Origin of the sequence: Bacillus sp. PSXD-155 (genome assembly GCF_049310765.1) — a bacterium.
Classification (GTDB): Bacteria; Bacillota; Bacilli; order Bacillales; family Bacillaceae_G; genus Bacillus_A; species Bacillus_A cereus.
Genome location: NZ_JBMOWC010000007.1, coordinates 23,225 through 37,027 on the forward strand (window position 1 = coordinate 23,225; position 13,803 = coordinate 37,027).

The window sequence follows — 13,803 nt, forward strand, 5'->3', positions numbered from 1 at the left end:
AACCTCCAAATTATAAGATTATCCCCTACTTAAATGCTTTTTGAAGTAGGGGATAGAGTAGTTATCCGATTGTGATGCTATAACGACATGTAAATGTTTCATTCGCTTGTAAAGATTGAATTCCCTTTTTGTTCTTGAAATCTTTTGCTGGATTTATTTCATCAGCGATTCCATACCAAGGTTCAATACATAAGAAAGGTGCGTTATCCCCTGGTGTCCATACGCCGACAAATGGGAAGCCATCAAATTCTACTTTTACAAATTTATTATGTTTATGAGAACGAATCGAAATTTCATTCGTATTCATATTTTCAAAAATAAGCGCATCATTTTTGAATAAATCATATGTAAGTGGCAATTCAGTTGTATTTTCAGCGATTAATTGCTTTTTGTTTGAAAGATAAGGTCCTTCTAATACGCTTGTTTCTAAGCGTTCCGAACCATTAAATGATAAATGATAATCTGTAAATGATTCACCGTCCAATAAGGGGAAGTTGAATCCAGGGTGTGCTCCGATTGAGAAGAACATCTCTTTAGAAGTAGGATTGTTTACTTCATATGTTACATGAACGCTTTGTCCATTTAGCTCATAAGAAACGAGTAATTCGAATTCGTATGGGTATTTTTTTAATGTTTCTTCATTACTAGTAACGATATAAGTGATTTTTGTTTCGCTTTGTTCTTTCACAGAGAAAGTAAGATCACGAGCGAAACCGTGTTGTGTTAATGAATATGGTTTACCGTCTACGTAGTATGTATTATCTACTAATCGGCCGACAATTGGGAACAAAATTGGTGCACGGCGTCCCCAATAAGTAGAATCACCTTGCCATAAATATTCTGTGTTGTCTTCTTTTAAGCGAACGCTCTGTAATTCTGCACCTTTGTCAGAAATGGAAACGATCACTTTTTCATTTTGAATTGTTGCTGTCATGAAGTGAAACCTCCTAAATCTTTCATATGTTTCATTATACGTTGTCTAAAAGGAAAAAGGTAGTTTATGATAGGAATCTATTGACGAAAGAGGGGCTACCACGTAAAATATAATCTTGTTGCTTAAAAAACGAATAACGTGGTTCGAAACCATCCCACGTAAAAAAACTAAGGAGATTTTGTCATGAATATTAGAACTTTAGTCGGTAATGGTATTTTAGCGGCATTATATATTGCTGTTTCTATGCTTATTCAGCCATTTGGCTTTACGAATGTACAATTTCGTATTTCAGAGATGTTTAATCATCTCGTTGTATTTAACAAGAAAGCAATTTACGGAATTGTATTAGGTGTATTTTTAACGAATCTCTTTTTCTCACCTATGATCGCTTACGATTTAGTATTTGGAGTAGGGCAATCTATTCTTGCGTTAGTTGCAACGATTATTTCTATGCGATTTATTAAAGGTGTTTGGGCTCGTATGATTTTTAATACAGTTATCTTTACAATTACAATGTTTATGATTGCAATTGAACTTCATCTTGCATTGGGTTTACCATTTATGTTGTCTTGGTTAACTTGTGCAATTGGTGAATTTGTTGTCATGGCGATCGGTATGCCTGTAATGTACTGGATTAATAAGCGAGTACAATTTGAAAGATTTATGTAATAGATGAAAGAGCTATTCCTATAGGAATAGCTCTTTTTGTATGTAATCATATTGAATATAATGCTGTGACTCTAGATAAAATATAATAAAATAAAGTGAGGCTTCAATTAGCCGGATATATATAAGAAGTCTTACATAAGGGGAATGTAGTATGAAATATAAAATTCATTGGTTGTATAAAACGAAGCGTGGATTGCAGACGGAATTAACAACAGAGTATATGAACATAGAAGAAGTACTTCAATTTGCAGAGGATTTTGAGAAAACAGGAAGAGCTAAGGAACTTTTATTTTACGATGAAATGGACGCAGAATGGTCATTAAAAGAGATGAAAAAGTTAAGTAAGCAAGTAGAGGAAGAGCCCCAAGAAATACTCGTTTATTTTGATGGGGGGTATGATGTGCAAACGAAAGAAGCTGGCGTTGGTATATGTGTGTATTATAAAAAAGGAAATACAAACTACCGCATTCGCCGCAATGCATATATAGAAGGTATATATGATAATAATGAAGCGGAATATGCATCATTATTATACGGTATGAATATACTCGAGGAACTAGGGATTAAGTATGAAGCAGTTACACTTCGCGGAGACTCACAAGTGGTACTGCAGCAATTAGCCGGAGAATGGCCTTGTTATGATGAGCATTTAAACCATTATTTAGATCAAATTGAACAAAAGGCGAAGCAAATGAAATTAAAACTTGTATGTGAACCGATATCTAGAAAACAAAATAAAGAAGCACATCAATTAGCAACGCAAGCATTAGAAGGGACAGTCATTGATAGTCATAAAGAAATAACCGAATAGAGAGGTGCAAAGGTGGATAAAAAGCAACTCATTACAGAGGTAAATGACTTATTAGAAACATATTGTGAAGGATGTTTCTTGCGAGAACATAATCGAAAGACAAATAGTAAGTATTATGCTCATTCATTTTGTATAAGACAATGTACAGTTGGAGAAACATTGAAAAAATATGGAGAACAGTTGTCATAAAAAAACATCCAGAGAAAATTCTCTGGATGTTTTTTAGTGCTTTGCTTCGTTTAATTGCTGCTCGCATTTGCTTAGTTTCTTTTCCTCGTTCATTAAAAATGGTTCATCTAAATCTACTGCAACAGATTTCATAATTTCAAGCTGTGAGCGAGCTGCTTCTACTGCAGTAGTAGCATGCTCTAATGTATCTGGATCCATTGAAATTGTTGCTGATCCTACCATTTTTTGTGCTGTTTCTACACGGAATTTTACTTCTTCAAAATCATTTACTTCTGATCCCATTGTTACTGCCTCCTTTGTATATTGCGCATTTCACATAGTTTTTGCTCTGTAAAACGGAAATATACAAAGGAATAATAAAGGAGGTTACCAAGTAAGGTAACCTCCTGTTATATGTTGGATTAAAGTTTTACTACGTTAGCAGCTTGAGGTCCGCGGTTACCTTCAGTAATGTCGAAAGATACTTCTTGACCTTCTTCTAAAGCTTTGTAGCCGTCTCCTTGAATAGCAGAGAAATGTACGAATACATCGTCAGCGCCTTCCATTTCGATAAATCCAAAACCTTTTTCGTTGTTAAACCATTTTACTTTTCCTTGCATGTTATAATTCCTCCTAAAAGCGTTTACTATTTTCATTTAGTGAAATTCATTTAAAAAATAATATAAACTAAAAATGCTATATTCTTGAATATTCTGCTAAATGATTAATTTAAATATACACGAATTGGGAGAATTTAGTCAAGTAAGCGATTTTATTTTTTGTATTTTTAAATAATTTTTCAGTCAAATTTTTAAATAGGTATAGGACAGGCCGAGTATGTAATATTCTTAATTGAATGCTATACATAATGAGGTGAAAGAATGAATAAGTCTTATTTATTAGATAATGAAGGAATAAGAACGAGAACCGACATACCGGATTGGGTTGCAAAAGAATTTGAGATTTTTTCAAGTGTCGTGTTAGAACCAACTTTTCCATGTTATTTCGGTTTAACAGCTTTGAAAAAGAATGAACTTCGTTATTCATTTCTTTCTCATAATGATTGGAGTCATTTGCCGCATACAATGTTATCTTTTTTAGAGTTAATGAAAGAGAGGCCGATTGTAAGAAGGGGCTTTTTCCTTTTTATAGAACCGGAATGTGAAGAACAATCACTCGAATATTACCGCGATTCTTTTTGGAAAGTGCTACAGTATTTGCATGAAAACGATGATCAAGCATGGCCAAAGCAAATTCCTGAAGATCCAGACCATTATTTATGGGAATTTTCATTTGGTGGTGAGCCAATATTCGCATTTGGAAATGCGCCAGCTTATAAACAACGAAAAACTAGACATTTAGGGAATGCTCTCGTTATTGGGTTTCAGTCACGCACTATTTTTGATGGATTAGAGGGAAATCGTCCTAAAGGAGCATATTCAAGACAAATGGTCCGTGAGCGAGTTGAAAAGTGGGATCAATTGCCGAAACATCCTAACATTAGTCATTATGGTGACCCAGAGCATCGTGAATGGAAACAATATTTCATAGGAGACGATGTAGAACCAATAAAAGGGAAATGCCCTTTTCTTCATAAGATAAAAAAGTAAGAGCCATCACCTAGATGGCTCTTTTGTATATTTTGGATAAAAAAGGGTATTTTATTACGAAAGCTAGTCTGTTTTTTCAAATTATATCATTAACTAGTAATAAAGAGAGTAGAAAGGATAGAGCGATGTTTGGAGCAATTATACAGCAAATCGTATTAGGTATTTCATTAGCTGCACCAGTAGGGCCGATTAATATTGAAATGTTAAAACGAGGAATTGAACGTGGGTTTTGGCATGCTTGGGTTGTTGGAATTGGTGGAATGACTGCAGATGTTTTATTTATGTTACTCATTTATTTCGGTTTATCTTCTGTGTTTATGTATACATATGTACAAGCCTTCATGTATTGCACGGGTTTTTTCTTGTTATTTTATTTAGGATTTCAAAGTGTAAAACAAGGAATTTTCCACTCGAATATGGAATATAAAAAAGAAGAGGTAGGTGGCCTTAAGCAATCGTTTATGGCAGGATTTTTAATTGCGATATCCAATCCATTAAATCTTGTTTTTTGGTTTGGTATATACGGAAGTACACTTAGCTCATTACTTACGAAGGTAACGAAACAAGAAGCTTTTTTATACAGTCTTTGCATTATTGCTGGTATTATTTTATGGAATTTAAATATTGCTTTTTCTGTACATTTTGGAAGAACTTTATTAAAACCAAAAGCGCTTGGCTATATAACAGCCGGAGCAGGTATTATTTTAGTAGGATATTCTATACATTTTGCATACAAAGCTTTACAGTTGTTCACATAAGATTGAAGGGGAGATTTTTATGTATCGAACCACTATTGACGGAAAAGAAATTATCATTACGTTAGCGCCAAAAATCCGAAAAGAAATTACTGATAGAAATCCACTATATGAAGCGGTATTTCATAATGCTGCAAGATTGCTACAAACAAAGCAACCGACGTTTGCAGTAAATCATGAAATATTTGGTCTCATTATTGGAGAAGTGCAAAGAGGAGGAGTAACAGTGTTTGCAGTGGAACATATTATTCCGAAGCAAAATATATTTGGACCAAATAATTTTTTCTCGACAATAGAACAGCAGGCAAATTTGTAAAGTGAATAGAATAAGAATAGAAAAGAAATAGTCGTAACGATATGTTGCGGCTGTTTTTTGGGAAAAGGGGGAAACAAGATGAAGAAAGTGGGGAAAGAGTTCTTTTTACAACATGATATCGTTATTATGTATAGCATTCTATTTATTTTCATTATTATTTTAAAAATGCAATTTTTCTCTTGGGTTGGCATGTTAGCATGTATGTTTGGGATTGTTTTCTATACACTTAATGAATATATGACACATCGTTTTTTATTCCATATAAAGCCACCTAAAAACACATTTCTATTAAAAATGTTAAGAAGATTACATTATGATCACCACGTATATCCAGAGGATTTAAAACTTTTGTTTTTACCTGTATGGTTTAGTATACCTAGTTTTACTATTTATTTGCTTATAGCATATGGTATTACAAAAAGTGTTACTATTACACTTTCATTTGGAATTGGAATGATTATCATGCTGCTCGTTTACGAATGGAAACATTATATTGCCCATAGACCGATTCGTCCCGTCACTAAGTTTGGAAGATGGCTAAAAAAACAACATATATTACACCATTATAAAAACGAAAAGTTTTGGTTCGGTGTTTCAAATCCAGTATTCGATTTTATATTTGGAACACTTAAAGACGGAAAAGATGTTGAGTTAAGCGAAACAGCTCGTAATTTAGAAAAGGAAAAAAAGACAAAAGTAGTGCGTTAAGCACTGCTTTTGTCTTAATGAGGAAAAAATAAGTAAGGTGTCACTTTATTTTGAAAAAGTATATTAAAAATTTAGGAGAAATTGCCGAAAAATGTCTATCGAAAAATCTTTGCATGAATGTATGGATTGTCTAAAATGAGTATAAGTTTCTGAATATTTATAAAATTTATTCTTTAGGTATGCAAGGGGGAAGTGTATTTCAAGTAAGAGAGGGGATCGGTTAATGAAACGAGATGATACGTCAGCACGTAAGTTGCAAAATGAGGTGAATTATACAGAGGTTGTTCAGTCGGAAGAATTTCAATTGTTATTAAATACGAAAAAGAAGTTTATCGTTCCAATGAGTATTTTCTTTTTTAGTTTTTTTATTGCACTGCCTATTTTAACGTCGTATTCAAGGGTGCTTAATACACCTGCATTTGGTGACGTTACATGGGCGTGGGTATTTGCTTTTTCCCAATTTATTATGACATGGGCACTATGTATGATTTATAGCAAAAAAGCAGAATCATTTGATGAAATCTCCCAAAAAATTCTGCAAGATATGCAAAAAAGGAGGGGCTGAACTTGAATACTACTGCATTTGCACTATTTTTAATTATTGTTCTTGGTACGCTCGTCATAACATATTTTGCATCGAAAAAAACGAAAAATGCGAGTGAATTTTATACGGCCGGAGGGGGATTAACTGGTTGGCAAAATGGTTTGGCCATCGCTGGAGATTACATGTCTGCTGCTTCATTTCTTGGTATAGCCGGAGCAATCGCATTAACTGGGTTTGATGGATTCTTTTATAGTATCGGTTTTTTAGTTGCTTATTTAGTTGTACTGTATCTTGTTGCAGAACCGCTTAGAAATTTAGGAAAGTACACTTTGGCGGATATGATTGCAGCACGCTTTGATGCGAAAAAAGTTCGCGGAGTTGCAGCTCTTAATACGATGACGATTTCTATCTTTTATATGATTGCACAATTAGTTGGCGCGGGTGCACTTATTAAATTATTATTAGGGATTGAATATACGACATCTGTATTAATCGTTGGAACACTTATGACGGTGTATGTTATTTTTGGAGGTATGACAGCAACGAGCTGGGTACAAATCGTAAAGGCTGTATTACTTATGGCTGGTACGTTTATTATTTCTGTTATCGTTTTCGCAAAATTCAACTTCAGCGTGACTGAAATGTTCGCTCAAATGAAAACAGCTACACCTTTAAAAGATTCATTTTTAAATCCAGGTGTAAAGTATAAGGATGGTCTTGATACACTTTCTTTAAATTTAGGGCTAGTACTTGGTACAGCTGGATTACCACATATACTTGTCCGCTTTTTTACAGTACGTGATGCAAAAACTGCGCGTCAATCTGTCGTATATGCGACGTGGTTAATTGGTGCATTTTATATTATGACGATTTTCTTAGGATTTGGTGCGGCAGCGTTTGTAGGAAATGAAGCGATTATTAAAGCGAACCCAGCTGGTAATATGGCGGCACCTTTATTAGCCAAAGCGTTAGGTGGAGACTTCTTATTTGCTTTCGTATCAGCAATTGCTTTTGCAACGATTTTGGCTGTAGTGGCAGGTCTTGTATTAACAGCAGCATCAGCATTCGCTCATGATTTTTATAATGAAATCATTCGTAAAGGAAAATCAACGGAAAAAGAGCAAGTATCCATGGCTCGTTATGCATCTATTGGAGTAGCGATACTATCTATCATACTTGCATTATTTGCCCAAACATTAAACGTAGCATTTTTAGTATCATTAGCATTTGCAGTTGCAGCGAGTGCAAATCTACCAGTAATTTTATTTACAATATATTGGAAGCGTTTTAATACAACGGGTGCTATTTCGGGTATGATTGTAGGTCTCGTATCAGCAATTGTTCTCGTAGCGTTGAGTCCGAATGTTTGGAACCCTGTAGCTGGAAAAGCTATTTTTGTTGGGGAAGCGTTATTCCCATATACGACACCAGGAATTATTTCAATTCCACTCGGATTTCTTGCAGCATATTTAGGAACGGTTTTATCTAGTAAGAAAGAAGATGCAGCGAAATTTGATGAAATTCTCGTGAAATCTAATACTGGTCATGGCATTAGCGATGCGTCTTCACATTAAATAAAAGAGGAGCTTTTCGATAGATAAGAAAAGCTCTTTTTTCTTTTGTCATTTTCTTGTAAATATTACTGATTTGTAAGTAGGATTTGTCTTAATTTTGTGGAATGAAAATAGCAGGGAGAAATTTAAGTCATCATGGCACCAGCGCAGCTTTTGTGAAAAATAAGTTGTTATGGAAGGTGGAAGTAATGATGAAAACGAAGCAAACTGATGAATTATTAGCAAAAGATGAGCAATATGTTTGGCACGGAATGCGTCCCTTTAGTCCAAATAGTACAATGGTAGGGGCAAAAGCTGAAGGGTGCTGGGTTGAAGATATACAAGGAAAAAGATATTTAGATGGTATGAGTGGCCTTTGGTGTGTGAATAGTGGATATGGAAGAAAAGAGCTCGCAGAAGCGGCTTATAAGCAATTACAAACATTATCATACTTTCCAATGTCACAATCCCATGAGCCAGCTATAAAGCTTGCTGAAAAGTTAAATGAGTGGCTTGGGGGAGAGTATGTTATTTTCTTCTCAAATAGTGGTTCAGAAGCGAACGAAACAGCTTTTAAAATAGCAAGACAATACTATGCTCAAAAAGGTGAACCACATCGTTATAAATTTATGTCACGTTATCGAGGGTATCACGGGAATACAATGGCGACAATGGCAGCGACGGGACAAGCGCAGCGTAGATATCAATATGAGCCGTTTGCTTCAGGTTTTTTACATGTAACACCACCGGATTGTTACCGTATGCCTGAAATTGAAGGGCAGCATATTTATGATGTAGAATGTGTGAAAGAAGTCGATCGTGTTATGACGTGGGAATTAAGTGAAACAATTGCTGCGTTTATTATGGAACCTATTATTACAGGCGGGGGCATATTAATGCCACCACAAGACTATATGAAAGCTGCTCATGAGACGTGTCAAAAACACGGTGCCTTGCTTATTAGTGATGAAGTGATTTGCGGTTTTGGACGTACAGGAAAAGCATTCGGATTTATGAATTATGATGTGAAGCCAGATATTATTACAATGGCAAAAGGTATTACGAGCGCATATTTACCATTATCTGCAACAGCTGTGAAAAAAGAAATATATGAGGCTTTTAAAGGTAAAGGAGAATATGAATTTTTCCGCCATATTAATACATTTGGTGGGAATCCAGCAGCTTGTGCATTAGCACTTAAAAATTTAGAGATTATGGAAAATGAAAATTTAATTGAGCGATCTGCACAAATGGGTTCCCTTTTATTAGAGCAACTAAAAGATGAAATTGGGGAACATCCACTTGTTGGGAATATTAGAGGAAAAGGTCTATTAGTTGGGATTGAATTAGTAAATGATAAAGAGACGAAAGAGCCAATTGATAATGATAAAATAGCAAGTGTTGTAAATGCTTGTAAAGAAAAGGGCTTAATTATAGGACGAAACGGTATGACAACAGCAGGATATAATAACGTTTTAACATTAGCGCCGCCTCTTGTTATTTCAAGTGAAGAGATTGCTTTCGTTGTTGGAACGTTGAAGACAGCGATGGAGCGTATTTAATAAATAGAGAGAGAGGAGCGAGCTGTAATATAAGGCTCGCTTTTGTTTAGTAGGAGGGGACTTTTAATGGAGAAATATGATCCTAACAAACATTATCACATCGGATATTATGAAGACGGATATGATTTAGAAGTGACGGCGTACAAAAGAATAAATGAACCAGTTTGGGATGCTTATATTCCGCACTATGAGGCAGACGATTTTTATAAGAAAGTGGAGGGAATGAAGCTAGGTAAATATATAGATGATTATGGCATTATGGTGTATTCATTTGGGAATGATATTGATGATGATGAAGCACGAATTATTTTTGAAAAATGGTTAAAAAAGAACGGGATTGTTTAAAGATAAAACAAAAAGGAGATTGCTATCTTATAAAATAGCAATCTCCTTTTATTATAGTAAATTTATTTACTTGCTTTCATTGCTTTATCTTTTGCACCAAAAGTGTATTTTAACATTGGTGGTGTAATCATTGTAGTTAAAATAACGACAATAACGATTGCTGTAAAGTAATCTTGTGCCAATAGACCTGAAGAAAGTCCTGTTCCTGCGATGATAAGTGCAACTTCACCACGAGAAACCATTCCAGCACCGATAATTGCAGAAGACTTAGCGTCAAATCCAGTCATTCGTGCACCGAATCCACAGCCGATTAATTTCGTTAATACAGCGATAACAGTTAATGCTAAGATGAACCAAATTTGATTGCCGATACCGTCAAATGTAATATTCATACCGATACTAACGAAGAATACAGGAACGAACATAGCGTAAGCAATTGGTTCTACTTTCTTTTCTACTTCATGTTTGTAGTTTGTTTGAGAAATTGCAATACCAGCAGCGAAAGCACCGATAATACCAGCAATTCCTAATAATTCGCCGAAATATGCGAATGAGAAACAGATGATAAGAGCCGCGCTCACGATAGACTCAGATACGCGCAGTGGTGATAACCAGCGCATAATCGCAGGAACACCTTTCCATCCGATTAAAATAATAGAAGCGAAGAATACTACTTTCTTCAAGATAACCATTGTTAAGTTAACATCATCAGTACCTAAGAAGCTCATTGCAAATGCTAATAAAATAACAACAAGAATATCATCAAATACAGCGGCTCCAAGCATCGTCGTACTTTCACGTGTTTTCATTTTACCTAAATCACGAAGTGTTTGTACGGAAATACTAACACTTGTCGCACATAGAAGTAATCCTAAGAATACAGCGTTTCCTTGTTCCATTCCCATCACAAGACCGGAAACGTAACCACCTACGAATGGAAGAATGATACCTCCGAGTGCAACTGCTAAAGAAGAATTACGATTTGCGTTTAATTCTTCTAAGTCTGTTTCAAGTCCAGCCATAAACATTAAAAGAATAACCCCGACATTACTTAATTGAGTTAGAAGCTCTGAATTTTCAATCCAACCTAATACAGCTGGACCGATAACGATACCGACAATTAATTTACCTAGTACAGAAGGTTGACCTAATCTAACACTAAGATCACCAGCAAGCTTTGTACTTAATAAAATAAGTGCAATTTGAAAGAAAAATTCGAATTCCATCTGATCCTCTCCTCGTCATTTTTAATTTTATCATACGATTTCTCGGAATTTGCCTAATGAAAATATGTAAAACCCATTAAACAAAAGGGTCTGATTACAAGTTCTTTTGAACTCGTAATTTGAACCTGTAATTAATATATAATAAAATTTATTAAAAATCAATGAAAAAATAGCAGATTTTCATGATGGAATTTGATTTAGGTATGAAGGGAATGGCTATATAATAAGAAGAAATAAGGCAATATTTTTAATGAATTGGAGAAGGAAACATGTTATTAAATAAACGCTTTACAATTGGAGAAATGGCAAAAATGCATAATATCGCAGAATCTACATTGAGGTATTATGATGAAAAAGGAATTTTTCATCCGTCCATTGTTGATCCTCAAACGAATTATCGTTATTATACAATCGATCAATTTTCACTGTTAGATACGATTAAATTTTTACGCCAGTTAAATATTCCGTTAAAGGAAATTAAGAAATATATTGATGAAAGAAATCCAACATACGCACTCAATTTACTGGAAAAACAACAAGAAATGATGCTGAAGAAACAAAGAGAAATTGAATATGCTTTAGCAAAAATGGAACATAGAATTCATTTAATTAAGGAAGCAACAAAAGCAAAAGCTGAACAAATGGTAATTAAAGAGATCCCGCAGCGGAAAATTACAGCAATTGCGGTTGCTCCAAATACGACGGATGATATGTTTGAGTACTACATCCATTCGTTGCAAAAAAATATGAGGCAAATGGATGATAGTTTATTTTCTGGAGATATTGGTGTAACTGTTGCGAAAAAAGGATTAATGCAAAATGAGTTTCAAGCATATAGTAGTGTTTTCATTCTTTTGGATTACATGCCCTTTCAAGTGAATAGTTCAGATGAAATTAAAGCAGGTATATTTGCCTGTGTATATCACCATGGGCCATATGAAGAAACTGATGAAACATATAAGAAATTAATAAAATATATTGATCAAGAAGGATATGAAATAGACGGAGATTCGATTGAGATTGCATTAATTGATTGGTCTGTAACAGAAAATCCAGAGGAGCAAGTAACAGAAATTCAAATTCCTATAATGAAAAAACAAAGCAATAAGTTATAGGACTCTTATAATTACAAATGAGCATCAAACGCGATAATTAAGTTACCTATTTTTTAATTCTCTATTGACCTTCAAGTTACTTGAAGGTTTAAACTGAGGAAAGAGAGTTGAAAAAAGGAGCATATTAGAGTATGGAAGCAACAGAAAAATTAAGAGAAAAACCGATAAAAAGTTTATTTATTTCTTATTTAATACCAGCTGTTCTAGGAATGGTATTAATGTCAGTTAATATTGTAATTGATGCGGTCATGATTAGTAGAGGAGTTGGGGCGAACGGTTTAGCAGGAGTAAACGTGGCTATTCCAGCGTTTTCGATTTTTTTCTCTATTTCATTATGGATCGGAATGGGCGGGGCAACGTTATATTCCATTGCATTAGGTGAAAATAAACGAGAAAGAGCAAGGTCTATTTTTACTCAATCCATGACGGTAGCAGTTGTTATCGTAGGTGTTTTAGCGGCTATTTGTTTATGGAGAATAGAAGATTTAGCGTACTTATTTGGTGCAAATGAAGTGATTTTACCATATGCGTTAGACTATTTACACGTATTATTAACATTTGGAATGATATACGTTTTAGAAAATATTTTAAGTACATTTATACGAAATGATGGAAATCCTAATTTAGCAATGGCAGGTCTTGTTGTAACGGCTGTATTAAATATAGTATTTGACTATATCTTTATTTTTATCTTTGGATGGGGGGTAACAGGTGCTGCTTCAGCGACTATTCTTTCGGCAGCGATTGGTTTCCTTGTATTATTAACTCATTTCTTTAGAAAAAGTAGTATTTTAAAATGGACGAAATTCCATTTTGAATGGGATACTGTCAAACAAATTATGGTGATTGGTTTCCCAAGTTTTACAGCAGAAAGTACGGTTGCAATCGTAACGATTGGTTTTAATATCGCATTCGTCCAATATGCAGGAGAAGTAGGAGTAGCTTCCTATGCGATGGTGAATAGTATTCATGCAATGGCATTACTATTATTCTTCGGTGTAGGTGCTGCATTGCAACCGATTGCTAGTTTCCATTACGGGGCAAACTTATCAGAAAGATTGCGTGAAGGATTGCAGTTTGCTGTGAAAATTGCTGTTGTACTTGGGGGCATTGCGATAATTGTCGGATTATTCTTCGGGAAATATATCATTGGTCTATTTGATGTCCAATCTCCAGAATTATTGGAGTTAACATTAACGGGTATTAGCTTATTCTTTATTCAATACGTATTTTTAGGCTATAACATTGTGTATGGAGAGTACTTCCAATCAGTGCGACAAACGAAGAAATCAGTACTGATTATAATGAGCCGAGGGTTACTATTTATCATTCCATTGTTATGGATTATGCCGAAATTATTTGGGATAAACGGAATTTGGCTCGTTATGCCAGTTGCTGAAGTAATGACAGCAATTATCGTATTTACGATGAATCGTATGAAACATCCTGTTCCATTAAATATGGCAGGAGAGAAAGAAGCGATATGA

The 13,803-nt window shown here is 34.6% G+C and carries 17 protein-coding genes and 1 riboswitch; of the genes, 13 read left to right on the forward strand and 4 right to left on the reverse strand.

What is annotated here, in order from left to right; genetic code table 11:
- Positions 1–61 precede the first annotated feature (61 nt).
- On the reverse strand, positions 62–934 hold the full coding sequence (locus ACO6VI_RS09835; protein WP_161519758.1) for an aldose 1-epimerase family protein: 873 nt from the start codon (positions 932–934) through the stop codon (positions 62–64).
- A gap of 132 nt (positions 935–1,066) precedes the next feature.
- Positions 1,067–1,111: riboswitch (PreQ1 riboswitch) on the forward strand.
- A 6-nt stretch (positions 1,112–1,117) separates the two neighbouring features.
- Here ACO6VI_RS09835 and ACO6VI_RS09840 point away from each other — a divergent pair.
- The 3 genes from ACO6VI_RS09840 (at position 1,118) to ACO6VI_RS09850 (ending at position 2,603) form a co-directional block, all read left to right on the forward strand.
- Complete coding sequence (locus ACO6VI_RS09840) at positions 1,118–1,603, forward strand: QueT transporter family protein (RefSeq protein ID WP_001026474.1); 486 nt, start codon at positions 1,118–1,120, stop codon at positions 1,601–1,603.
- A 151-nt stretch (positions 1,604–1,754) separates the two neighbouring features.
- Positions 1,755–2,414, forward strand: coding sequence for a ribonuclease H family protein (locus ACO6VI_RS09845; RefSeq protein WP_000875548.1), 660 nt, complete (start codon positions 1,755–1,757; stop codon positions 2,412–2,414).
- A gap of 12 nt (positions 2,415–2,426) precedes the next feature.
- On the forward strand, positions 2,427–2,603 hold the full coding sequence (locus tag ACO6VI_RS09850; protein ID WP_000358801.1) for a zinc-finger domain-containing protein: 177 nt from the start codon (positions 2,427–2,429) through the stop codon (positions 2,601–2,603).
- A gap of 33 nt (positions 2,604–2,636) precedes the next feature.
- Here ACO6VI_RS09850 and ACO6VI_RS09855 read toward each other — a convergent pair whose 3' ends face one another.
- Positions 2,637–2,885, reverse strand: a complete 249-nt coding sequence (locus ACO6VI_RS09855; protein ID WP_000534400.1) for a DUF2564 family protein — start codon at positions 2,883–2,885, stop codon at positions 2,637–2,639.
- A gap of 119 nt (positions 2,886–3,004) precedes the next feature.
- Complete coding sequence (gene cspB / locus ACO6VI_RS09860; RefSeq protein WP_001161731.1) at positions 3,005–3,202, reverse strand: cold shock-like protein CspB; 198 nt, start codon at positions 3,200–3,202, stop codon at positions 3,005–3,007.
- 261 nt (positions 3,203–3,463) lie between these two features.
- Between cspB and ACO6VI_RS09865 the strand changes: the two genes are divergently transcribed.
- The 8 genes from ACO6VI_RS09865 (at position 3,464) to ACO6VI_RS09900 (ending at position 9,975) form a co-directional block, all read left to right on the forward strand.
- Positions 3,464–4,192 (forward strand): YqcI/YcgG family protein, encoded by a 729-nt coding sequence (locus tag ACO6VI_RS09865; RefSeq protein ID WP_161519759.1) that lies wholly within the window; start codon positions 3,464–3,466, stop codon positions 4,190–4,192.
- 14 nt (positions 4,193–4,206) lie between these two features.
- Positions 4,207–4,950 (forward strand): LysE family transporter, encoded by a 744-nt coding sequence (locus tag ACO6VI_RS09870; RefSeq protein ID WP_016513073.1) that lies wholly within the window; start codon positions 4,207–4,209, stop codon positions 4,948–4,950.
- Positions 4,951–4,969: 19 nt separating this feature from the next.
- The gene (locus ACO6VI_RS09875) at positions 4,970–5,263 is read left to right on the forward strand and encodes a hypothetical protein (protein WP_000286365.1); all 294 of its coding nucleotides are present in this window, start codon (positions 4,970–4,972) and stop codon (positions 5,261–5,263) included.
- A gap of 78 nt (positions 5,264–5,341) precedes the next feature.
- The gene (locus ACO6VI_RS09880) at positions 5,342–5,971 is read left to right on the forward strand and encodes a sterol desaturase family protein (protein WP_000755393.1); all 630 of its coding nucleotides are present in this window, start codon (positions 5,342–5,344) and stop codon (positions 5,969–5,971) included.
- Positions 5,972–6,194: 223 nt separating this feature from the next.
- Positions 6,195–6,536, forward strand: a complete 342-nt coding sequence (locus ACO6VI_RS09885) for a DUF485 domain-containing protein (RefSeq protein ID WP_161519760.1) — start codon at positions 6,195–6,197, stop codon at positions 6,534–6,536.
- A 2-nt stretch (positions 6,537–6,538) separates the two neighbouring features.
- Positions 6,539–8,089: a solute symporter family protein gene (locus ACO6VI_RS09890; protein ID WP_001098239.1), complete on the forward strand. Its 1,551-nt coding sequence runs from the start codon at positions 6,539–6,541 to the stop codon at positions 8,087–8,089.
- Between the two features lie 191 nt (positions 8,090–8,280).
- Positions 8,281–9,630, forward strand: coding sequence for an aspartate aminotransferase family protein (locus tag ACO6VI_RS09895; RefSeq protein WP_161519761.1), 1,350 nt, complete (start codon positions 8,281–8,283; stop codon positions 9,628–9,630).
- A gap of 66 nt (positions 9,631–9,696) precedes the next feature.
- On the forward strand, positions 9,697–9,975 hold the full coding sequence (locus ACO6VI_RS09900; RefSeq protein ID WP_000417068.1) for a DUF3986 family protein: 279 nt from the start codon (positions 9,697–9,699) through the stop codon (positions 9,973–9,975).
- A gap of 62 nt (positions 9,976–10,037) precedes the next feature.
- Here the strand turns inward: ACO6VI_RS09900 and ACO6VI_RS09905 are convergent, their stop codons facing one another.
- The gene (locus ACO6VI_RS09905; RefSeq protein WP_000393901.1) at positions 10,038–11,201 is read right to left on the reverse strand and encodes a cation:proton antiporter; all 1,164 of its coding nucleotides are present in this window, start codon (positions 11,199–11,201) and stop codon (positions 10,038–10,040) included.
- Positions 11,202–11,470: 269 nt separating this feature from the next.
- Between ACO6VI_RS09905 and ACO6VI_RS09910 the strand changes: the two genes are divergently transcribed.
- Both ACO6VI_RS09910 and ACO6VI_RS09915 read left to right on the forward strand, forming a co-directional pair.
- Positions 11,471–12,316, forward strand: coding sequence for a MerR family transcriptional regulator (locus tag ACO6VI_RS09910; RefSeq protein ID WP_000925940.1), 846 nt, complete (start codon positions 11,471–11,473; stop codon positions 12,314–12,316).
- 131 nt (positions 12,317–12,447) lie between these two features.
- Complete coding sequence (locus ACO6VI_RS09915; protein ID WP_000388396.1) at positions 12,448–13,803, forward strand: MATE family efflux transporter; 1,356 nt, start codon at positions 12,448–12,450, stop codon at positions 13,801–13,803.